General features: G+C 59.6%; 20 protein-coding genes. 11 read left to right on the forward strand and 9 right to left on the reverse strand.

What is annotated here, in order from left to right; all coding sequences use genetic code 11:
• Window positions 1–61: 61 nt before the first annotated feature.
• The 5 genes from KUV39_RS07800 to lgt form a co-directional block, all read right to left on the reverse strand.
• Complete coding sequence (locus KUV39_RS07800) at window positions 62–838, reverse strand: Hint domain-containing protein (RefSeq protein ID WP_222459444.1); 777 nt, start codon at window positions 836–838, stop codon at window positions 62–64.
• Between the two features lie 139 nt (window positions 839–977).
• Window positions 978–1,130 carry a hypothetical protein gene (locus tag KUV39_RS07805; RefSeq protein WP_222459445.1) on the reverse strand — a complete coding sequence of 51 codons (153 nt, stop codon included), beginning with the start codon at window positions 1,128–1,130 and terminating at the stop codon, window positions 978–980.
• 189 nt (window positions 1,131–1,319) lie between these two features.
• Complete coding sequence (pgeF, locus tag KUV39_RS07810; RefSeq protein ID WP_008561704.1) at window positions 1,320–2,087, reverse strand: peptidoglycan editing factor PgeF; 768 nt, start codon at window positions 2,085–2,087, stop codon at window positions 1,320–1,322.
• A complete protein-coding gene (locus KUV39_RS07815; RefSeq protein ID WP_222459446.1) occupies window positions 2,084–3,154 on the reverse strand; it encodes a class I SAM-dependent methyltransferase in 1,071 nt (356 codons plus the stop codon). The genes pgeF and KUV39_RS07815 overlap by 4 nt, the downstream gene beginning before the upstream one ends.
• Window positions 3,151–4,053 (reverse strand): prolipoprotein diacylglyceryl transferase, encoded by a 903-nt coding sequence (gene lgt, locus KUV39_RS07820; protein WP_222459447.1) that lies wholly within the window; start codon window positions 4,051–4,053, stop codon window positions 3,151–3,153. The genes KUV39_RS07815 and lgt overlap by 4 nt, the downstream gene beginning before the upstream one ends.
• A gap of 95 nt (window positions 4,054–4,148) precedes the next feature.
• Here lgt and KUV39_RS07825 point away from each other — a divergent pair, with 95 nt between their 5' ends.
• The 5 genes from KUV39_RS07825 (at window position 4,149) to KUV39_RS07845 (ending at window position 7,460) form a co-directional block, all read left to right on the forward strand.
• Complete coding sequence (locus KUV39_RS07825; protein WP_008562912.1) at window positions 4,149–4,397, forward strand: accessory factor UbiK family protein; 249 nt, start codon at window positions 4,149–4,151, stop codon at window positions 4,395–4,397.
• Between the two features lie 402 nt (window positions 4,398–4,799).
• Window positions 4,800–5,300 carry a type III secretion system chaperone family protein gene (locus KUV39_RS07830; RefSeq protein ID WP_008561419.1) on the forward strand — a complete coding sequence of 167 codons (501 nt, stop codon included), beginning with the start codon at window positions 4,800–4,802 and terminating at the stop codon, window positions 5,298–5,300.
• Window positions 5,301–5,339: 39 nt separating this feature from the next.
• Window positions 5,340–6,164 (forward strand): pyrroline-5-carboxylate reductase, encoded by an 825-nt coding sequence (proC, locus tag KUV39_RS07835; protein ID WP_222459448.1) that lies wholly within the window; start codon window positions 5,340–5,342, stop codon window positions 6,162–6,164.
• Complete coding sequence (locus KUV39_RS07840) at window positions 6,157–6,495, forward strand: tRNA-binding protein (protein ID WP_046211165.1); 339 nt, start codon at window positions 6,157–6,159, stop codon at window positions 6,493–6,495. Before proC ends, KUV39_RS07840 begins: the two co-directional genes overlap by 8 nt.
• Before the next feature lie 38 nt (window positions 6,496–6,533).
• On the forward strand, window positions 6,534–7,460 hold the full coding sequence (locus tag KUV39_RS07845; RefSeq protein WP_222459697.1) for a 2-hydroxyacid dehydrogenase: 927 nt from the start codon (window positions 6,534–6,536) through the stop codon (window positions 7,458–7,460).
• A 102-nt stretch (window positions 7,461–7,562) separates the two neighbouring features.
• Here KUV39_RS07845 and KUV39_RS07850 read toward each other — a convergent pair whose 3' ends face one another.
• Complete coding sequence (locus KUV39_RS07850; protein WP_037302721.1) at window positions 7,563–8,153, reverse strand: thymidine kinase; 591 nt, start codon at window positions 8,151–8,153, stop codon at window positions 7,563–7,565.
• A gap of 399 nt (window positions 8,154–8,552) precedes the next feature.
• Here KUV39_RS07850 and KUV39_RS07855 point away from each other — a divergent pair, with 399 nt between their 5' ends.
• On the forward strand, window positions 8,553–9,008 hold the full coding sequence (locus KUV39_RS07855) for a hypothetical protein (RefSeq protein WP_008559006.1): 456 nt from the start codon (window positions 8,553–8,555) through the stop codon (window positions 9,006–9,008).
• An 83-nt stretch (window positions 9,009–9,091) separates the two neighbouring features.
• Here the strand turns inward: KUV39_RS07855 and KUV39_RS07860 are convergent, their stop codons facing one another.
• Window positions 9,092–10,216 (reverse strand): beta-ketoacyl-ACP synthase III, encoded by a 1,125-nt coding sequence (locus KUV39_RS07860; protein ID WP_222459449.1) that lies wholly within the window; start codon window positions 10,214–10,216, stop codon window positions 9,092–9,094.
• A gap of 227 nt (window positions 10,217–10,443) precedes the next feature.
• Between KUV39_RS07860 and KUV39_RS07865 the strand changes: the two genes are divergently transcribed.
• From KUV39_RS07865 to KUV39_RS07880, 4 genes are all read left to right on the forward strand, one after another.
• Entirely contained in the window at window positions 10,444–10,899 is a 456-nt protein-coding gene (locus KUV39_RS07865) for a MarR family winged helix-turn-helix transcriptional regulator (RefSeq protein WP_008559207.1), read from the forward strand.
• 4 nt (window positions 10,900–10,903) lie between these two features.
• Window positions 10,904–11,947, forward strand: coding sequence for an efflux RND transporter periplasmic adaptor subunit (locus tag KUV39_RS07870; protein WP_222459450.1), 1,044 nt, complete (start codon window positions 10,904–10,906; stop codon window positions 11,945–11,947).
• A gap of 10 nt (window positions 11,948–11,957) precedes the next feature.
• Window positions 11,958–14,999, forward strand: a complete 3,042-nt coding sequence (locus KUV39_RS07875) for an efflux RND transporter permease subunit (RefSeq protein WP_046211163.1) — start codon at window positions 11,958–11,960, stop codon at window positions 14,997–14,999.
• Between the two features lie 547 nt (window positions 15,000–15,546).
• Window positions 15,547–16,260, forward strand: coding sequence for a trypsin-like serine peptidase (locus KUV39_RS07880; RefSeq protein WP_082095555.1), 714 nt, complete (start codon window positions 15,547–15,549; stop codon window positions 16,258–16,260).
• A gap of 123 nt (window positions 16,261–16,383) precedes the next feature.
• Here KUV39_RS07880 and KUV39_RS07885 read toward each other — a convergent pair whose 3' ends face one another.
• Window positions 16,384–17,697 (reverse strand): serine hydroxymethyltransferase, encoded by a 1,314-nt coding sequence (locus KUV39_RS07885; RefSeq protein ID WP_222459451.1) that lies wholly within the window; start codon window positions 17,695–17,697, stop codon window positions 16,384–16,386.
• Window positions 17,698–17,801: 104 nt separating this feature from the next.
• On the opposite strand from KUV39_RS07885, the gene KUV39_RS07890 reads away from it, so the two are divergent.
• A complete protein-coding gene (locus KUV39_RS07890; RefSeq protein WP_222459452.1) occupies window positions 17,802–18,689 on the forward strand; it encodes a LysR family transcriptional regulator in 888 nt (295 codons plus the stop codon).
• A 74-nt stretch (window positions 18,690–18,763) separates the two neighbouring features.
• Here the strand turns inward: KUV39_RS07890 and carB are convergent, their stop codons facing one another.
• A complete protein-coding gene (gene carB, locus KUV39_RS07895) occupies window positions 18,764–22,123 on the reverse strand; it encodes a carbamoyl-phosphate synthase large subunit (RefSeq protein WP_222459453.1) in 3,360 nt (1,119 codons plus the stop codon).
• Window positions 22,124–22,233: the final 110 nt, after the last annotated feature.

A 22,233-nucleotide genomic window follows, 5' to 3' on the forward strand; every position in this document is an offset into this window, starting at 1 on the left:
ACGCGAAAGGCGCCGTGCATCCGCAGGCGCCTTTTTGCTGTCTTGCCCCCAAGTGCAACGCCTAGTTCATGTCGGGCTGTCGGATTTCCGCCCGCGGATAGGCGAGCGGGCCGAAACCTGAAACTGAGTCAACATGCGAAAACAGGTTCAAATAGAGCGTGCGGATCGCGTGACTGACCAGTTTCAACGCATCCGGGCCGGGGTGGTATGTCTCAAACGGCAACCCACCGACCTTGATCACTGCGTGGCGGGGCAGGCAGAGGTGATAAAGATCCACCGCCGTTGGCGGCGCCGTTTCCACGATGCTCATGCCGTCCTGGTATTGCTGTACCGGGACAAGCGTTGCGCCATGTTCTAGGCGAATGCCCGGCAGCGGTGCGCGCTGTAGCAGGCGGGCAGCGGGGCCTGCAACAACAGTCCCCATCGGTTTGGCATCGCCTAGGCTGTCGGCGGTGAAGCTGGTCAGCTGATGGCTGCGACCGGCCTTGTCGCTGCGAGAGGGAACCAGGCTGGTGGATCCCTTCCAAAGCAGGGTTTCGGCTGCGCCGTCCATCGTGATCAGCTGGTCGCCGGGCAAAAGATCCTCAACCGCGATTGGCCCCTGTGTGGTTTCGACCAATGCGCCGCGGCAAAATGCTGTGAACGCATTCTCAAACAAGGGGAGGGACGGCGCCACATGGCGGGTCTCGGTAATTGTTCCGTCGCTTTGCAGGCTCATCACATCATAGCGCCGCAACTGCGGGCGGACCCCGCTGCGGAGAGCTGCGGGATCTTTCAGAAGGGCGTTGGCTTCGACGGCATTGGCAGCTGCGCGTCGCAGTGACTGTGGAATGGTCATGGCTACCGGGCCTCTTTCATAACAACACAGATACAATTCCGACGTTTCAGCGAGCAGCTGCTAAAAGCCGGGGTCTTGGGCCGCATCCAAAAAAACGGCAGATGCGGGGGAATTCATGTCAGCCTTGAAACGGGCTGGGTCAGGCTGTTTTGGCCTGTTGTGTGGCGGTGCGGTCCTGCTGGCGACGTTCGATCATGGCCTGGCGGTTGGCGCCTCTGCTCCAGGGCAGCTCGACCTCTTCGTCCTTGGCAGCTGCCACGATGGATTTGATGAAGCGCGACTTCGTTGGCATTGGCGTCTCCTGTCAGGGTGATCGACGTCCTGCCGATCAGCGCGGTGTTCTGACCTGTTTGACATGGCATTGCGCCACCAATGTGGCCGATCTGTGAAAATCGCCGCACCTCTGTCGAAATTGCAGTCCTAAAACGCAACAACCCGACCTTGGGTGGCCGGGTTATGGTGTCTGCACGGAACGGAGAGGTCAGAGCCGGATGCAGGAAATAAGCCTGCCGTAGTCGGCCTCTTTCAGGTGGGTGGTGCGCCGGTAAGAATAAAACCGCGCCGGGTCGCTGTAGGTGCAGTGCCCGGTCCACTGTGCGGCGCCGACACCTGCACTGCGCAACTTGTGCAACCCAAGCGACGGCAGGTCAAATAGGTAGCGGTCGCCTTCACCATTGGCAAAGAAACGAGCGTTTTCAGGGTCCTGGGCAATGAAGTCGTCAAAGAACTCTGGCCCGACCTCATAGGCGCGCTGAGAGATGGTCGGGCCGATCACCGCACTGGTATTTGCGCGATCCGCGCCAAGCGCTTCCATTGCGGCCAAAGTGGCTTCCAGAACGCCATCCAGAGCCCCGCGCCAGCCAGCATGAGCGGCGCCCACGACACCGGCTTTTGCATCTGCAAACAAAACGGGCTGGCAGTCCGCCGTCAGAATGGACAGGGCGATGCCCGGTACATTGGTCACCATGGCGTCTGCCTTTGCGCCGGCTTGCAGATCTGCCTGGTTTGCCTCGCTGACAGTCAGCACATCGGCAGAATGGACCTGATGAACCCGGCCCAGTGCCTCTGCCGGGACATCCATTGCCTCCGCCACACGTGCACGATTCATCGTGACCGCTTGCCGCTGGTCAGAAGATCCAAGGCCGCAGTTCAGTCCCTCGAATATGCCCGAGGAGGCCCCGCCCCGACGCGTGAAGAAACCGTGGCGGGTGTCGGCCAGCAGGTCAGATGTAAGAATTTCCAGCGTCATGCGTTCAATCCTGGTGGGGGTGTCATCTGTGCGGGATAAAGCGCCAGAACTTTGAACAGGTTTCCCATTTCCTCCGGGTGCGTCAACCGTCGATGTGCAGCAATCAGCTGGTCCAGCTGCTGGCCGCTCAAGCGGGCGGCAAGGGCTTGGGCGCGGGCGGTGATGCCAAGCCGCTCAAGGAACACGCCTTGTGGGGTCACACGGCTGAATTCCGCACCTGCCGATTTGGCAGCCAGCGCCAGCGCCTCAAAATCGACATGGGTCGTCAGATCCGCTTCGCCGGGCGACAGGAGCGGATCGCTGGGCGCATGAGAGCGCAGGGCCTGCAGGGTGTCGCCAAGCGAACGCCAGTCGCCATAGTCCACAATCAGGGCACAGCCGCCATATGCCGCAATGCGTTGCGCAAGAGTGCTGACAATCGGCTGCGCAGCTTCGCAAAGCTCGACCAGATCGTTGTCGGATGTGTCCTCAATCCGATGGGAAAGCGCGGGTTGCGGTGCGACCGGTCCCAGACCGAACTGCAGGGCGCCGTCCTCGGACAGCCCGACCGATTTTTCGCGCCAGCCCTCACCATCGCGCAGGAACTGGCGCACGGGCAGGGCGTCAAAGAATTCGTTGGCCACCAGAAACAGCGCCTGATCGGGAAGTTCCTCGATGGTGTCGTGCCAGGTGGCGGCATAGCCGGAAAGCGCTTCGGCCTGGCGTTTGCGCAAGGTTGGCGAGGCTTCCAGAAGCGAGATGCGCATCGCGGCATGAAAGCCCGGCACGGCCTTGGTCGCGCGAAGAACATCAGCCATCAATGTGCCGCGTCCAGGGCCAAGCTCGGCAAGGGTGAACGGGGTCGGGCTGCCTTGATCAATCCATGTCTGTGCCAGCGCCAGGCCGATCAGTTCTCCAAACATCTGGCTGATTTCGGGCGCGGTGGTGAAGTCACCGGAGGCCCCCAGCGGATCGCGGGTGGTATAATAGCCATAGGTTGGATGCAGCAGCGCCTCTGCCATGTAGTCAGCAACCGAGATCGGGCCATCAGTCCGGATGCGGGCTATGATGTGATCTTGCAGGCTCATGTCTTTGCCTCGCCATTTCGCTGGGCGCGCAGGATCAGGACCACGCCGATTGCGATCATCGGCAGTGACAGGATCTGGCCCATGGTCAAGCCGTAGCCACCGATATGAAAGGCCAGGCCAAGCGGGTTGTTTTCGGCGACAAATTGCGCGTCAGGCTGGCGGACGAACTCCACCGCAAACCGCGCAGCGCCGTATCCTGCAAGGAAAACCCCGGTCACATAGCCGGGCAGGCGCAAGGCGCCTTTTCGATAGGCCAGCCACAGCAGCACCGCGCCAAGCAAGAGCCCCTCAAGCACGGCTTCGTAAAGCTGAGAGGGGTGACGCGCGCAGATTTCACCCAAGGCTTGCCCGCAGGCTTGTGCGGCCTGTCCGGGGAACGCAAACCCCCAGGGGAGGTCTGTCGCGCGCCCCCATAGTTCGGCGTTGTTGAAATTTGCCAGCCGCCCCAGCAGCAGCCCCGGCGGAACGGTATGGGCCACCAAGTCAGCAATCTCGAGACGTGGGATATTGTGGCGCAGCGCATAGATCCATGTCGCAAAGATCACCCCAAGCAGCCCCCCGTGAAAAGCCATGCCCCCTTGCCAGATGCGGATCACCTCGGCTGGGTTCTGCAGATAATAACCGGGCTGATAGAACATGACGTAGCCAAGTCGGCCGCCAAGAATAACGCCAAGGATGATCCAGGTCAGCAGGTCTTCGACCTGTGCTGGCTTCATCGGAGGGCGCTGTTCAGGCCAGAGCGCTGGTCGTCGCAGCGCACCAACAGCCAAGCGCCAGGCAATCACGATGCCAACGATATAGGCCAGCGCGTACCAGCGCAGTGCAAAGCGAGAGCCAAACAGCTCTACTGCAAAGATTTCGGGGGACAGATCGGGAAAGGGGATGAAAAAAGCGTGCATATGCCGTGAATGCCTGTGCTGGATCAGGAGGTCAACGCCTTGCCGCCGCGCCTCATGTCGCCCATATAGGGAACAAGGCTCACATGGAGAAGACAATGCAGACGCGCAACAAGATCATGGACGACATTTCGCAGCTCATGACCAACGCCATGGGTGTTGCTCACGGTGCTCGGGAAGAGGCGGAAACCGCCATGAAAAGCCTGATTGATCGCTGGCTGGCTGATCGCGACTTTGTGACCCGCGAGGAATTTGATGCGGTGCGTGCAATGGCGCAAAAGGCCCGTGAAGAAAACGAGGCTCTCAAGGCCCGCTTGGATGCACTTGAGGCTGACAAATCCGCCTGATCGGCTGAACCGCTCTGGCTTGCTGCGCGCCCCGATGGGGTGCCGCCATGCTGGACAGTGCTGACAAGACCAGCGAAAAGGACCAGCGCCGCCCTTTGAGAGGCGGCGTTTTCTTTTGTGGTCGATGTGGTTCCTGCGTCCATGCGGCGGCGGCTTCCCAGCGGGTTTCCATGTGACAAAGGACGAATGCCGCAACATTGATCGAAGTTACGATATTTTGCGGGCGGTTTTCATTCGTCCACAACTTATTGCAGTTATCCCCAAATAAAGGGTTGCCAGATGCGTTCCGGGCGGCCACCATATCTAGTAGGAGAGGCGGAAAACCCCTCTCTTTCTTGAGCAGGCCGCTAGCAATTGGGGGTGCCAGACATCGCTTTTGCTAGAGAGCAGAGAGGTGGCATCATGGCTCTTTCCGAACAGTTTCTGGAAGACGAAATTCACCCTATCGACATTGTCGAACATCTGGCCTCCGATCACGATTGGGACTTTGACCGCATTGGCGATGACCAGATCGCCATGGCTGTCGAAGGGCAGTGGCGAACCTATTCGCTGACCCTCGCGTGGTCCGGCTATGAAGAAACCCTGCGAATGGTGTGCAGCTTTGAAATGGAGCCGCCAAAGGAAAAACTGCCCCAGCTGTATGAGCTGATCAACGAAATGAATGATCAGTGCTGGGCGGGTGGTTTCACCTTTTGGCCCGAACATAAGCTGATGTTGTTCCGCTATGGGCTGGTTCTGGCCGGTGGTCAGGTTGCCAGCGCTGAGCAGATCGACACGTTGATCAACGCGGCGGTGTCAAACTGCGAACGCTACTACCCGGCGATCCAGTTGATGGTGTGGGGCGGGCAGCCCCCGCGTGAGGCACTGCAGGTCGCCATTGCAGAGGCCTACGGGCGCGCGTAAACCTTCTCCCCAAACCGGATTTATCGAAGGGGAGGGGAAATGCAGGTATCCGAAATCGCATCGCGCGGTATTGCGTTGCTGGGCTGTGGGAAAATGGGGTCAGCCATGTTGGCAGGCTGGCTCGATCAGGGAGTATCCCCGGACGCAGTCTGGGTGATCGACCCCAATCCGTCCGATTGGTTGCGCCAGACCGGTGTGCAGATCAACGCCCCTCTGCCCGAGGGAGATAAAGCGCCCGGCATCGTGTTGATTGCGGTCAAGCCCCAGATGATGGGAGAGGCGCTGCCCCAGATGCAGTCGCTTGGGAATGGTCCGACCCTGTTCATTTCGGTTGCAGCAGGCACGTCCATCGCCACATTCGAAGACCTGCTGGGCTCGCAGACACCGTTGGTGCGGGCGATGCCCAATACACCAGCCGCCATCGGTCGCGGGATCACCGCGATCATTGGAAACACACAAGCCAGCAGTGCGGATCTGGACCGCGCAGAGGCGCTGCTGCAGGCGATTGGTCAGACCGTCCGGCTGGAAAGCGAAGGTCAGATCGATGCCGTCACAGGTGTCAGCGGCTCAGGGCCGGCTTACGTTTTTCACCTGATTGAAACGCTTGCCGCTGCAGGAGAGGCTGAGGGTTTGCCTGCCGATCTGGCCATGCAACTGGCCAAAGCCACGGTTGCAGGGGCCGGTGCCTTGGCAGAGGCAGCGGAGGAAACCCCCTCGCAGCTGCGCGTGAACGTGACCAGCCCCAATGGTACAACACAGGCTGCCCTTGAGGTCTTGATGAATGAAGCGGACGGTTTCCCGACGCTTTTGCGTCGTGCCGTCGGGGCCGCGACAGAGCGCTCGAGGGAGTTGTCCCGTGGCTGAGATTTCCTTTGATGACTTTCTGAAGGTCGATGTGCGGGTGGGTGAGGTCATTCGCGCGGAGGATTATCCCGAAGCCCGCAAGCCCGCGATCAAGATGTGGGTGGATTTTGGCGAAGAGATCGGCGTCAAGAAAACATCGGCGCAGGTGACCGCTCATTACAGCCCGGAAAAACTGGTGGGAAAACAGGTCATGGCTGTTGTGAACTTTCCCCCACGCCAGATCGGTAAATTCATGTCCGAGGTTCTTGTCCTTGGACTGCCGGATGAAAGCGGTGAGATTGTTCTGATCGGTCCGGATGGGCCGGTTCCAATTGGGGGGCGGATGCATTGAGCAACGTAAAACGCCCCAAACTGTGGATCACCCGCCCCATGACTGCCGCCGTTGAGGCGCGCGCAAGGGATGAGTTTGACGTCGAGATCCGGGCTGAGACCTCGCCCCTCACGCAGGAAGAGCGCAGACGCGCGCTGCGCGACTTTGACATTGTTGTTCCGACGCTGGGGGATGCCTTTGATGCGGCGACATTTGCCGATGTCCCAGAGCCGCGCTGTCGGCTTCTGGCGAATTTCGGTGTTGGCTTTAATCATATTGATGTTGCCGCAGCCAAAGCCGCAGGCATTGCAGTCAGCAACACGCCGGGTGCGGTGACGGATGCGACGGCCGATATTGCCATGACGTTGATGTTGATGACGGCCCGGCGCGCAGGAGAGGGCGAGCGTCTGGTGCGCTCGGGGGCGTGGCAGGGATGGCATCCTACCCAAATGCTTGGCCTTCATCTGACGGGCAAGCACGTGGGGATTGTCGGCTTTGGCCGTATTGGCGAGGCTATCGCGCGGCGCTGTCACTACGGGTTCGCGATGGAGGTGAGCTATCTGGCCCGCAGCAACAAGACGCCCGATTTCCCGGTCACACGTGCCAACAGCCTCGTGGAACTGGCGGCATCTGTTGATGTCTTGGTGCTGGCAGTGCCGGGTGGAGCCGAAACCAGGCATCTGATCACCGCCGAAGTGCTGGGTGCAATGCGCTCAACAGCGTTGCTGATCAATATTGCCCGCGGAGAAGTGGTTGATGAGGCCGCTTTGATTGCTGCGCTTGAACAGGGGCAGATCGCGGGGGCGGGGCTGGATGTCTATGAGTTTGAGCCCAACGTACCTGAAGCCTTGCGTCAGATGGATCAGGTGACACTGCTGCCGCATCTGGGTACCGCGACGGAGGAGGTGCGCAGCGACATGGGGCAGCTGGCGCTCGATAATGTCGCAGCCTTTGTGGCCGGTCAGCCCCTCGTGACCCCGGTCTGATCTATCCGGCTGATCCATCCGCTGGCCCTGACCAGCAAAAGGGCGGGATTGTCCCGCCCTGTCTATTGAGGTACCGATTGGGGGCACAGAAACCAGACGGGCTCAGACGTCTGGATTATCGCCCGTTGCCTCGCGCCAATGGCGTCGGCATAGCGAGACATAGGTCTCATTGCCCCCGATCTGCACCTGCTCTCCTTCGGTGATGGTGCGTCCGGTCTCGTCTTGACGGATGACCATTGTGGCCTTTTTTCCGCAGTGGCAGATCGTGCGCACCTCTCGCATTTCGTCTGCCAGCGCGAGAAGGGTCGCAGAGCCGGGGAACAGATTGCCCTGGAAATCGACGCGCAGCCCGTAGCACAGCACGGGAACCCGCAAGTCATCAACCACGCGGGCCAACTGCCAGACTTGTTTGGGGGACAGAAACTGCGCCTCATCCACAAAGATGGCCGCCAACGGCCCCTGCGCGAGGCGGGCAACCACGCGGGCAAACAGATCATCGTCTGAGACGAACATGTCCGCCTCGGCGCCGATTCCGATCCGCGAAGCGATGCGCCCCTGACCTGCGCGATCATCAATCGCAGCCGTCAGCAGATAGGTGTCCATATTGTTCTCGCGGTAGTTATGCGAGGCTTGCAACAACACCGTCGATTTGCCGGCGTTCATGGTGGAGTAGTTGAAATAGAGCTTGGCCATGGCGCTGATGTAGCCGGAGCGGGTCGCGGATGGAACGGTTTTTTCCGCTGGCCGTGACGGCATAGTGAAAGATGCAAACGGGATGTGGGGATTGATCAATTGGTCAAATAACGCGCACCCAGCCCATCGGCCATCAGACAGAGGCGGAACAACCCGAGAAAGGATCCTCAAGATCGCCGAGGGCAGGGTGCAGACTTGGGCAGAAAACGCCCCAGGCAGAGGCATACAGTACACGCCCCCGCCCGCTTCGCCAAAGTGCCGTTAAGGAACCCGGGGCGAAGTAATTCCCCAGATACCACGGGGATAGCCATAGCATCTCATTTCATCTAAAAGTCGGGAATGGGAAATTAACGCGTTTCTTCCCCAAAGGGGCAGGGGTCTTAACCAGGTAGAAATTGTATGGCAGACGTAGGTACTTATCTAAAAAAACACACAGAGGCATTGGTCAAGGATGTCGGGATCGAAGCGGCCTGCCAGATCACCGGGAAATCCAAGGCGACATTGGGCCGGTATTACTCTGACAATCCCGAACACGCGGATCGTTTCATGCCTGTTGATGCCGTTGCCAAGCTCGAGTCGGCAGCATCCTTCCCGCATGTGACCTCTGGTCTGGCGGATCTCAAGAACATCACGCTCTCTTATGCTGAATCCAGTTCAAGCGAGCGCAGTGGCGGGGTGAATTCTGACGTCATCGCGCTCAGCCAGCGGTTTGCGACCTTGATGAGCGAATATCAGGAAGCGATGGCCGATGGCATCATCACCATCAACGAAGCAAAGCGTCTGCTGCGCGAGACCGTGATGCTGCAACAGGTTCTGCTGGATATGAAACTGCACCTCGAAGAGGAAAGCGGTTGATCGCAATTGGTCAACCCGCTGACATGGAAAACCCCGCCAGACATACAATCTGGCGGGTTTTTTCTATGCAAGTGGGATGCGGATCAGCTGACGCGACGCAACACCACTGACCCAACCGAATAGCCTGCGCCAAACGAACAGATCAGGCCAAGATCTCCGTTCTGCAGATCATCGGAGTATTTCGAAAACGCGATGATGGAGCCCGCAGAGGAAGTGTTTGCGTATTCCTGCAGGATGTTGGGCTGTTCGCCGTCCTCTGGCGTGCGTCCCAGAACCTTTTTGCCGATGAAATCGTTCATCGTCTTGTTGGCCTGATGCAGCCACAGACGTTTCAGCTCATCACTGGTGATCCCCTCGGCGTCCATGTGGTCAGTGATGTGCTGGCTGACCATTGGCAGGACTTCTTTGAAGACCTTGCGCCCGTTTTGCATGAACTGCATGTCGCGGCGGTCCTGGACACCATCCGGACGCGAGCGGCGCAGGTAGCCGTTGTTATTGCGGATGTTGTTGGAAAATTCGGTCGCGCAGCGGGTCGAGAGAATCTCAAAATGAGGGCCGGTTGCGTTCTCTTCGCGTTCGATCAAGGTCGCTGTTGCCACATCGCCAAAGATAAAGTGGCAATCCCGGTCCCGCCACTCCAGATGGCCCGAGCAGATTTCAGGGTTCACCACCAGGGCCGAGCGGATAGAACCGGACCGCACCATGTCGGCGGCAGCCTGGATGCCGAACGTCGCCGAGGAGCAGGCGACATTCATGTCAAAGGCAAATCCCTGGATGCCAAGGAGCTGCTGGATCTCGATCGCAACTGCAGGATATGCGCGCTCCATATTGGATGCAGCACAGATAACCGCATCCACATCAGCGGCTGTCTTGCCCGCCTGTTCCAGCGCCTTCTTGGCCGCATCGACAGCCATCTCCGCCATGATCGAGGGTTCATCATCACTGCGTTGACGCAGCAGGGGATGCATGACCTCGGGATCCAGAACGCCGCTCTTGTCCATGACGTAACGCTGTTCGATGCCAGAGGCCTTCAGAATGAACTCTTCCGAGGAATGCTGAAGCGGCTCCATGTCACCCGCGGCAATCGCGTCGGCGTTTTCTGCATTGGTCTTGTCCGCATAAGCATTGAACGCCGCGACCAGCTCGGCGTTGGTGATCTTCTGTGACGGGGTGAAGACGCCCGTGCCGGTGATGGCGGGTGTGAACATGACGGAACCTTCGGGTGGTTTTCAGAGTGCCGCATATCTGGGCATTATCGTTGCACAAGGTCAAGATCCACAGCCCCAATGAGACCGCAGGCTGCACCTACGTCAGCCGCACGCATAAGAGATTTTACCTTCACTTCTTGAATGGTTCGAAATCCGAAATATATGCGCGAGGGTAACATGCCCGTGAGCACAGCCAGGCCATCCCGGTTCGAAAGGAAGCAACAGCCATGCCCAAGACAGCAAACTGCCCCGAAGTGACAGCTCTGCTTGGCGTCTTTGCGCTGTATTGGAAGGTGGATGCCTGCATCGACGATGCCCCGGAGGCGCCGGAATTGAACCGGATGGAATCACATCTGTTGATCGGCCTGGATGAGCCGCGCAGGATGGGGGAGCTCGCCCGCAGGATGCAGACCGTGCCCTCCACTGTCACCGCCGCAGCAGACAGTCTGGAGTTGCTTGGCCTCATCCGGAGGGAGCGCGACCCAAGGGATCGGCGGGCATGGCAACTGGTTCTTACCCCCGCAGGGCAGGTCCAGAGGGCGGCTCTGCAAAATGCCGCTGCAGAGCTGTTTCGCGAGGTTTCAGGACTGTCTGAAGAAGAAACCCAACAATTTGCGGCCCTGTCTGCAAAAATTCATGACAATATACTAGCGACGGAAACGAAACCGTCCGGGAAGGAGTGACGAGATGAAGGTTGGCGCAAAACTGCTGGCCGGGGTGCTGGGACTTGTGATGGGGGCGATGCCCGCCCTTGCACAGGATGTGGCAAAACCGGTGAAGCTGATGGAAGCTCAGGCTGGATCGAAACCGATCAAGCGGGAATTTTTCGGACAGGTGACAGCAAAGGAAACGGTCGATCTGGCCTTTCAGGTTGCCGGGCAGGTCGTCAAATTTCCGGTGACAGAAGGGGCGTTTGTCCCGCAAGGGGCCTTGATCGCCGAGCTGGATCTGGAACCTTTTGAGCTGAAGCTGGAACAGGCTCAGCTGCAAAAGGAGCAGGCAGATCGAACCGTTGCGCGTCTGGAAAAGCTCACAGGGACCGTAAGCCAGGTTTCAATCGACGATGCCGAAACACAGGCCGGGCTGACGGCGATCGCGTTGCGTGACGCATCATATGCATTGGAGCACGCGACCCTGAACGCCCCGTTCGATGCGCTGGTTTCCAGTCGTGAAGTGGCCCTTTTCAGCACTGTAGGCGCGGGCGCCCCGATCGTGCGATTGCATGACATGTCAGAACTGCACATCGAGGTCGATGTGCCAGAGGTTCTGTTCCAGCAGGAAGAAGAAACAGACGCGCTGACCATCACTGCGACCTTTCCCGGCAGTGATACACGTTATCCGCTGCAGATTCTTGAGTTTGATGCCGAAGCCAGCAGTGTCGGCCAGACCTACCGTGTCACCTTTCGCCTGAGCCCGCCGGAAGACCGCCAGGTCTTTCCCGGTGCATCTGCAACGGTTCAAGTCCAGGTTGATACCGGTGAAACCGGCGTCATCGTCCCCCCGTCAGCGATTGTGGCTTCGGCCAGCGGCGAGACCGGGGTCATGCTGTTCAGCCCGAATGGGGCGGACGAAGGAACCGTGTCTTGGGTCAAGGTTGAAACAAACCCCACTGACAATGGCCAGATCGAGATCCTCAGCGGCCTGGATGGCGGCGAGGAAATCGTTCTGACCGGGGGCAGTGCTCTTGTCGATGGTCAGGCGATTCGCCGCTTTACCGGCTTCAACAACTGAGAGGCAGACCATGGATATCGCACGCGGGTCGATAAATCGGCCGCTCTATACATGGATCATCATGCTCACTGCCCTCTTTGGGGGGATCTGGGGTTTTTTGAACCTCGGGCGGCTTGAGGATCCGGCCTTTACCATCAAACAGGCGGTTGTCATCACCCAATACCCCGGCGCGAGCGCAGAGCAGGTCGCGCTGGAAGTCACGGAACCGTTGGAATCCGCCATCCAGCAGATGGGCGAGGTGAAGGAAATCCGTTCCATGAATCAACCGGGATCATCCCGGATCGATGTGGAGATGAAAGACACATTCGACGGAACAGAGCTGCCCCAGCTCTGGACCAAGCTGCGCGCCAAGGTCGAAAACGCATCCCGCGGCCTGCCCGATGGCGTGGGAAAACCCTATGTCGATGATGGCTTTGGCGACGTGTTCGGTGTGTTCTACGCGGTCACCGCCGAAGGGTTCACCGATGCCGAGCGGCACGAATTGGCTACCTTTCTGCGCCGCGAGTTGCTGGCCGTTGATGGGGTTGCGGACGTTCAGGTCGCGGGCCTCCCAGAGGAAGCGATCTTTGTTGAGCCGAAGATGGCCATCACCGTCAATCAGAACATCCCCATCGGGGCAGTGGCCAACGCGCTGGCAACGGCCAACTCCGTCCGTCCGGCAGGCAGCCTGGACAGCGACGGGGTCGAAACCCGTCTGAGCGCACCGGAAGGGTCGGACTCCGTCTCTGAAATCGCGGGTCTGACTGTTGGATCGCAAGGTGAGGTCATCAATGTCGTCGATATGGCGGATGTCCATCGCGGTCGGGTCGATGACCCCGGTCAGATCATCCGTTTCGACGGGGTCGAGGCTTTCACCCTCGGGGTTGCGGGCCTGTCGAGCGAGAACATCGTGGAAGTCGGCAAACGGGTAGATGCCCGCCTTGCCGAACTCGACAATCAGATCCCCTATGGCGTGGAGCTGAAGCCGATCTACCAACAGCACGTGGTGGTGGAACAGGCCTCCAACGACTTTCTTGTGAACCTCGCCATGTCGGTCGCGATTGTGGTGGTTGTCCTTGCGATCTTCATGGGCTGGCGGGCCGCGGTGGTCGTGGGAACGACATTGCTGCTGACGGTCGTTGGCACGTTGATGTTCATGAACCTCTTCTCAATCGAGATGGAGCGGATTTCTCTTGGGGCACTGATCATCGCAATGGGTATGCTGGTGGACAACGCAATCGTTGTGGCTGAAGGCATGCAGATTGCGATGGCGCGTGGAAAGACCTCGCGCGAGGCCGCACATGAGGCCGCAGCCAAGACGCAAATCCCGCTTCTGGGTGCAACCGTGATCGGCATCATGGCCTTTGCCGGTATCGGTCTCAGCCCGGATTCCACAGGCGAGTTCATGTTCTCCCTGTTTGCGGTCATCGCCATCTCGCTCTTGCTGAGCTGGTTGCTGGCACTCACCGCGACACCGCTGCTTGGCCACTACTTCTTTAAGCAGGGCAGCGGCGACGAACTGGATTCCTATTCCGGTTTCCTTTTCCGGGGCTACGGTGCGCTGTTGCGTCTGTCGCTCAAGATGCGTTGGCTGGTTGTGCCGGGGCTGATTGCTGTAACCGTGCTGTGTTTCATCGGCTTTGGGCAGGTCAAACAGCAGTTCTTCCCCAACTCCAACACGCCGTTGTTCTTTGTGAACTACAAGCTGCCGCAGGGAAGTTCGATCCAGACCACATCTGCCCATATGCAGCAGGTAGAAGACTGGCTGTCCGACAGAGAAGAGGTCGCCTCGGTCGCGAGCTTCATCGGCAAGGGGGCGACCCGCTTCATGCTGACCTACGAGTCAGAGGATCCAAACCCGAGCTATGGCCATCTCATCATCCGGACCAACAGTCTGGAAGCGATCCCGGCGTTGCAAGAGGATCTGGAAGCCTTTGGCAAGGCGCAGTTCCCTGAAGGCGAGTTCCGCACCCAGAGGCTGGTTTTCGGCCCCGGTGGCGGCGCTCCGATCGAAGTACGCTTTGCCGGGCCTGACCCACGTGTGCTGCGCGCTTTGGGGGACGAGGCGATGCAGCGCCTGCGCGAAGGCTCTCCCAATATCCTGAGCGTCCGTCAGGACTGGCGCGAACAGGAAGTCACGCTAAAGCCGGTCTACGCAACAGATCGGGCCCAGACGGCAGGCGTGACCCGAGAGGCCATCGCCGATGCGCTGCAGTTCTCCACGGATGGTCTGACGGCTGGTGTCTTCCGCGAGCGGGAACGCTTGATCCCGATCATCATTCGCCGCCCGGCTGAGGGGGAATACAATCTGATGGATCAGCTTGTCTTCTCGGAATCCGCTGGCAGCTTTGTTCCGCTGGAGCAGATGATTGATGGGGTGAATGTCGTCGTAGAAAATACGCTGGTGCATCGCCGCGACCGTGTTGCGACCCTGACCGTCGGCGCAGACATCCCACCGGACCTGACCGCAGCGAGCGTGTTTGCCGAGATCCGTCAAACCATCGAAGCCATTGAAGTCCCGACAGGCTATACGATGGAATGGGGCGGCGAGCACGAGAACTCTAGTGATGCAAATGCGAGCCTGGGCAAGCAATTGCCCGTCACCATTCTCATCATGGTTCTGATCTCGGTTCTTCTGTTCAACGCAATCCGCCAGCCGATCATCATCTGGTTGCTGGTTCCCATGTCCGTAAACGGCGTGGTTATTGGCTTGCTGGGAACGGGTATGCCCTTCACCTTCACTGCGCTTCTTGGCCTGCTGTCCCTGTCTGGCATGCTGATCAAGAATGGTATCGTTCTGGTCGAGGAAATCGATCTGGTTCGGGCAGAGGGCAGACCGCTGCGCGAGGCGATTGTTGAGGCGTCCGTCTCGCGTCTGCGCCCGGTGATGCTGGCGGCTGTGACCACGATCCTCGGGATGGCACCGCTTCTGAGCGATGCGTTCTTTGTCTCGATGGCGATCACGATCATGGGCGGGCTTGCTTTCGCAACGATCCTGACCCTGGTTGCCGCGCCCGTGTTCTACCTGATCTTCTTTGGTCGGGATGAAAAACGCGAGGCCGCAGTCGCATAGGTCTGCGACCATAGCAAGACTGAGAGCCCCGGCAGTTACTGCCGGGGTTTTTTAGTAGGGAAATCACCTTATGCGTGTGTTTTGCAGTTGATGCGCTGCTCTTCATCCTGAGGTGTTCCATCCCTTACGCCGCAATCCAAAGGGCACCGTTCGCAAGGCGCACCCTGTTAAGGGATCGGCTCGGTTTCACCGACTCGGATCTTGCCCCAATCGCTTGAGGATATGGCCAACTCTTGCCTTAATCTGGCCGAAACCTTTCCCGGTTGGCCCCGAAAACACGGAAATCCGGGGAATTTCTTACCCAATTCCTTTCGGAAATAGCGCCGATTGTCAGGGCATTATTGGATAATTTTCACCAAATCGCTCAGGTCAGGTAAAGAAAATATGGCGCCTGCCAAGGCTGCCAAACGATGGGTGGCTTCACGTTAACCTTCTGTTAATCCTGTCATAATCTGTCCCTCTTTCTGACAGGTCCGCACAACTCCAGGCCGCATTCCGGCCCCAGCCCGCTCGCAGGATCAGGGTGTGGGAAAAAATGGAGTGGACCATGAAACGCTTACTTGCAGCCGTTGCGGCTGCCATAATCAGCGGCGCCTCGTTCGGGGCGCCGGCAGAGGCGCAATCGGCCCGTGTCAGTGCTGTTCCCGGGTGGGAGGCAGTTGGTCGTTTGAACATCTCGGGGCGCAACATGTGCACCGGCAGTCTGATTGCGCCCAACCTCGTGCTGACTGCAGCACATTGTCTCTACAACCCTCAGACGGGTCAGGCGGTAAACCCGCGCACCATTAAGTTTGAGGCAGGATTGAACGGTCGCAGAGCCAAGGCCGAGCGGCAGGTCGTCAAGGCGGTCATTCATCCGGGCTACAGACATCGCTGGTCAGACCGAAGTGAACCGGGAAGCGACATCGCGGTTCTGAGGTTGAACAAACCGATCAGCGCAAGCGAGGTGCGCCCCTTTGCGCTGGCCGCTGCCCCTTTGCCGGGTGATAGCGTGGATGTTCTGTCCTATTCGATGCAAACCTCGACCAGACCGGCCCGAGAGCGGGGATGTACCATCCTGTCGTCTCGTAGTGAGACGCTGATTACCTCCTGCAAGGTGGACTACGGGGCCTCTGGCTCTCCGGTCTTGCAGATCGTGCCGGGGCAAGCGCCAAGGCTGGTTTCGGTGATCTCGGCCAAGGCTCAGATGGGGCGAAGACCAGTGTCGCTTGCGACATCACTAGACGGATCGCTGTGGGCGCTGATGCGCCGCGCGGGCTGAGACCGGCCCGATACGCCTCCGCTCCGTTTCCCACAAGACGTCCGTGGGAGGCGGTCGGCCAGATCAGCAAGAGCCCCGAGGAATTTCCTCGGGGCTTTCTGCTTTCTCAGGACGGGGCAGGGCTTAAGCGTGGATGAAATGCAATCTGTCAAAGGTAGACCGCCAGGCCGCGACCTCGTCTTGAACGGTGTCCCCACGCAGTGCGCGCGCGATCAGGTCAGCCAGACGCGGAGCATCAGCCGCCGTCATTCCCCAACGAACCAACTCAGGTGTGCCGATCCGCAACCCGTTCAGATCGCCCGCCACAGTCGCGACTGGCAGGCCGATGCCGCAGGCCAGAAATCCGTTCTTGCGCAGTAGTTTTGAGGCTGCCTGGCCACCCCCATATGGGGCCGCGAGAACCGCAAACTGGTGCGACTGGGTGGCAATGCCCGCGCTTCCCTTGAAGGTCGTTATGCCGTGCTCGTCCAGCGCGGTGGCCAGAGCATTTGCCATGTCAATCATCTCGGCGGCATAGGCTTTCCCGAAATCCCGCCAATCCAAAAGCGTGACGGCAAGAGCCGCTGACTTGGCAACGTCGAAATTGGCGGTCATGCCAGGAAAGGCGATGCTATCCAGTATCTCTGCCAATCCGGCGTCGTTCGTGACGATCAAGCCGCCAGCGGGGCCACCGAGGCTCTTGTAGGTGCTCATGGTCATGAAATGAGCCCCTTCCGCCAGTGGATCAGACCAGGCCTTTCCAGCGATGATGCCGCATTGATGAGCCGCGTCAAACATCACCTTTGCCCCCACTTCATCGGCAATCGCGCGCACCGCGGCGACGGGATGTTCGAACAGGTTGAGGCTGCCCCCGATGGTGATCAGCTTAGGGTGCTCTTTTCGGGCCAAATCGCGCAAACCATCAAGGTCGACCGTATAGCCATCGGCCGCGACAGGGGCCTCCAGGCAGCGCAACCCAAACAGACCGGCGCATCCTGGTCCGTGATGTGTCACATGCCCGCCGATGCTGGCGGGCGGCGCGATGATGGTATCCCCCGGTTTGCAGGTCGCCATGAAGCCATAGAGGTTGGCCAGCGCCCCGGATCCGACGCGGATCTCGGCATATTTTGCGTCGAACACTTCTGCTGCGAGATCGGCTGCGATCACTTCGATCTCCTCGATCGCCTCCAGCCCCATTTCGTATTTGTCACCGGGATGGCCAAGCGAAGGCCGGGAGCCGAGACCGGACGCCAGCAGGGCTTCGGCCTTTGGGTTCATCACATTTGTTGCCGGATTGAGGTTGAAGCATTGCTCTTCGTGAATGACGCGATTTTCCTCACAGAGGGCGTGGATGCGCTGCAAGAGAGCGGCAGAATCCGCATCTTTTGTCGCGGAACTGATTGCCTCGATCCGGTCTGCAGAGGTTGCAGCCAGCCAGTGGCGGGGGGCTTGGGTCATCTCATCCTCCTTGGTTGCGGGCAGTCTGCGTCTCTTTGCGGTGACGTGGCAAATCAGATTTGCTATTTCTTGGGGTAGAAAAACTAAGCCTATGTGAGATGCCCATGCCCGTTGCTCCTCTGCGCCCCAAGGGGCCGCCACTGAATGCGATGCGTGCCTTTGAGACTGCGGCAAGGCGGGAGAGCTTTGTGGCCGCTGCAGAGGAATTGGGGGTGACACCGGGGGCTGTTTCTCAACAGGTGAAATCTCTGGAAGATTGGGCCGGAAGCGCGCTGTTCCGGCGTCATGCGCAGGGGGTGACCCTTACAGAGGCGGGGCAGGCGTTGCTGCCGACGTTTGTCGCAGCTTTTGACGCGCTGGGCGCTGCAACGCAGGCATTGCGATCGATCCGTCCGGTGCAAGAGCTTCATATTGCGGCACTGCCCTGTGTCGCGCAGCTTTGGCTTCCTGCGCGGCTGGAACGGCTGCGCGCCGCGTTTCCTGCGCTCAAGATTTCCGTAACAGCGATGGAAACCCCGCCGAACCTCAACCGTGAACTGTTTGATTTGGCGTTGTTTTACTACCCTGCGGATGACGCCCCAACGTATGCGCTGCCCCTTGCGCAGGATCGGGTCTTTCCGGTGTGCGCCCCCTGCATCGCAGCCCGTCTGACACAGGTTGCAGATATCAATGGCCAGGTGCTCTTGCAGGATCAGACATGGGCGCAGGATTGGGTGATCTGGAGCAGGGAAGCGGCCGTTTCCATCCAAGACCCTGAGAAAGGGCCGCAATACTCCCTCTACAGTCTGGCGCTGCAGGAAGCCGTCGCAGGGGCAGGGGTTCTGATGGGCCATGAGGCGCTGGTGGCTGATGCGCTGGAGGAGGGCCGTCTGATCCGTCCGTTTGCGACGCCAGTCGCGGACACTGGTCGCGTCCTGATGCTGACGCAGCCCCCGCATGGGCGCCGTGGGCCGGACCTTGGCGCAGTTGTGGATCAATTGCGCAGGGCCTAAAAGGCGTCCCCCAAATAGCAAAAGGCCCCGGACAGTTCGTGCCGGGGCCTTTTGTTTTTTCACAGCGTGGCGGATCAGCCCTGCAAGCTCTTCACTTCGACATCGCCCTCAGCCTGTGCCTTGATCGCGCGGGCGGCGGCGTTGGCACCTGCGGCCGTGGTGAAATAGGGGATCTTGTCGTAGAGCGCGACAGAGCGCATGTCCTTGCTGTCCTCAACCGCCTGAGCGCCCTCAGTGGTGTTGATCAGCAACTGCACATTGCCGTCCTTGAGCATGTCCACAACATGCGGACGGCCCTCATAGACCTTGTTCACGATTTCACAGGCCACACCGTGACCGTCGAGCCAGCTTTGGGTGCCCCGCGTCGCAACAAGGGTGAAGCCCTGACCAATCAGGATCTGCGCGGCCTCCAACATCAGGGCGCCCTTGTCGGCGTCCTTGATGGAGATAAAGGCACGTCCCTTGGAAGGCAGCACCATGCCAGCCCCCATCTGCGCCTTGAGGAAGGCACGGGCAAAGGAACGGTCCCACCCCATGACTTCGCCAGTGGAGCGCATTTCCGGGCCAAGCAGAATGTCGACACCGGGGAAGCGGGCGAAAGGCAACACAGCCTCCTTGACGGAGAACCACGGCATATCCGGGTCTGCAAGGGTCATCGGATCTGCCATCGGTGTGTTCACGTCATAGCCCGCATCCGGTTCGTAGGGCGCACGTTTGGGGAATGCAGAGAGCGGCTCGCCAGCCATCACGCGTGCGGCGATGGAGGCAATGGCGCTGTCGGTTGATTTTGCCACAAACGGGACGGTCCGCGAGGCGCGTGGGTTTACCTCGATCAGGAAGATCTCGTCCTTGCCTTCGTCATTGGCCTTGATCGCGAACTGAATGTTCATCAGACCCACCACGTTCAGCGCCTTGGCCAGCGCCTCGGTCTGGATCTTGATCTCTGCAATGATCTCCTTGGAGAGAGAGTAGGGCGGCAGGGAGCAGGCGCTGTCACCAGAGTGAACACCGGCCTCTTCGATGTGTTGCATGATGCCCGCAACGTGAACCTCGGTCCCGTCACAGATGGCATCCACGTCCAGTTCGACCGCACCGGCCAGGTAGCTGTCGAGCAGTACCGGGCTGTCGCCGGAAACCACCACGGCCTCTGCGATGTAGCGCTTCAGCTGGTCCATATCGCGGACGATTTCCATCGCGCGACCACCCAGCACGTAGGACGGGCGGATCACCAGCGGGAAACCGATCTCGCCTGCAATTTCCAGCGCCTGCGCGTCGGTGGAGGCGATGCCGTTTTTCGGCTGCTTCAGGCCCAGCTGGTTGACCAGTGCCTGGAACCGCTCGCGGTCTTCGGCCAGGTCGATGGCGTCGGGAGAGGTGCCGAGGATCGGGATGCCTTCCGCTTCCAGCGCGTTCGCGAGTTTCAGCGGGGTCTGGCCGCCGAACTGAACGATGACGCCGTGCAGCGTGCCGTTTTCCTGTTCCGTGGTCAGGATTTCCATCACGTGCTCAAACGTGAGCGGCTCGAAATACAGCCGGTCAGAGGTGTCATAGTCGGTCGACACCGTTTCCGGGTTGCAGTTGATCATGATGGTCTCGTAGCCCGCATCAGTCAGTGCAAAGCAGGCATGACAGCAGCAATAGTCAAACTCGATCCCCTGACCGATCCGGTTGGGGCCACCGCCCAGAATGACAACTTTCTTCTTGTCAGAGGGGCGCGCTTCACATTCCACGTCACCAAAGGCCGGTGCCTCATAGGTGGAGTACATGTAAGGGGTCTGGGCCTCGAACTCTGCCGCGCAGGTGTCGATCCGTTTGAAGACGGCATTGACCCCAAGACCGCGGCGCGCCTTGCGCACGTCGCTTTCGCTTTGGTCGGTGAGCTTTGCAAGGCGGGCGTCGGTGAACCCCAGCATCTTCAGCGCGCGCAGGCCTTCGCTGTCCCGCGGCAGGCCGTCAGCGCGGATTTTTGCTTCGGCATCGATGATTTCGCGGATGCGGGCCAGGAACCAGGGGTCAAACTTGGTCACGGCCTGGATTTCATCGTCGCTCAGACCGTGGCGCATGGCCTGCGCAATGGTGCGCATCCGGTCGGGGGTCTGCTTGCTGATTGCTTTGATGACCGCTGCCTTGCCGTCAGCGGTTTCGTCGGCGCCGGGGATTGCAACCTCGTCAAAGCCGGTCAGCCCGGTTTCCATAGAGGCCAGGGCCTTCTGCAGGCTTTCGTGGATGGTCCGGCCAATGGCCATCGCCTCACCCACAGATTTCATCGCGGTGGTCAGATAGGGCTCGGATCCTGCAAATTTCTCGAATGCAAAGCGCGGGATCTTGGTCACGACATAGTCGATTGTCGGCTCGAAGGAGGCCGGGGTGACACCGGTGATGTCATTGTCCAGCTCGTCCAGAGTGAAACCAACGGCCAGTTTGGCGGCAATCTTGGCAATCGGGAAGCCGGTTGCCTTGGACGCGAGCGCGGAAGAGCGCGACACGCGGGGGTTCATTTCGATGACAACCATACGGCCATCAGCCGGGTTCACCGCCCACTGCACGTTGGAGCCGCCAGTTTCCACGCCGATTTCTCGCAGAACCGCGATCGAGGCAGAGCGCATCATTTGGTATTCTTTGTCGGTCAGGGTCAGTGCAGGCGCGACGGTGATCGAATCGCCTGTGTGCACGCCCATCGGGTCCACGTTTTCGATGGAGCAGACGATGATGGCGTTGTCAGCGGTGTCGCGCACCACTTCCATTTCATATTCTTTCCAGCCCAGAAGGCTCTCATCCACGAGGATCTGATTGACCGGAGACGCATCCATGCCGGAGCGGCAGTAGTGGATGTAGTCTTCGCGGTTGTAGGCAACACCACCGCCTGTTCCGCCCAGTGTAAACGCGGGCCGGATGATCGCAGGCAGGCCGATGTCTTCCAGCTCGTCCAGCGCCATCTGAACACCTGCATCAAGGTCCGCAGACCCATCTGCCTTGTTCGGCGCGGTGATGATTGTGGCGCGCGGGTTTTCCAGGCCAAGGCGGTCCATCGCTTCGCGGAACAGCTTGCGGTCTTCAGCCATTTCAATGGCTTCGCGCTTGGCACCGATCATTTCGACGTCGAATTTTTCGAGGACGCCCATCTCTTCCAGAGCCAGTGCCGTGTTCAGGCCGGTCTGTCCGCCCATGGTCGGCAAAAGCGCATCGGGGCGTTCTTTTTCGATGATCTTTGCAACCACTTCGGGGGTGATCGGTTCGATGTAGGTCGCATCGGCCAGACCGGGGTCGGTCATGATGGTGGCGGGGTTGGAGTTCACCAGAATGACCCGGTAGCCTTCCTCGCGCAGCGCTTTACAGGCTTGGGCGCCCGAGTAGTCGAATTCGCAGGCTTGGCCAATGATAATCGGCCCCGCACCAATGATCATGATCGATTGGATGTCGGTTCTTTTCGGCATGGCCTGAATCCCTCTGATATGCGCGAGTCATGGGCACCACCATGCGCCCAAATTGTCCTGCGTTATAGGGACCGCGGCGAAAGGTTCAAGAGGGATCGGAAACGGAATTG

Origin of the sequence: Phaeobacter italicus (genome assembly GCF_019801785.1) — a bacterium.
Taxonomy (GTDB): Bacteria; Pseudomonadota; Alphaproteobacteria; order Rhodobacterales; family Rhodobacteraceae; genus Phaeobacter; species Phaeobacter italicus.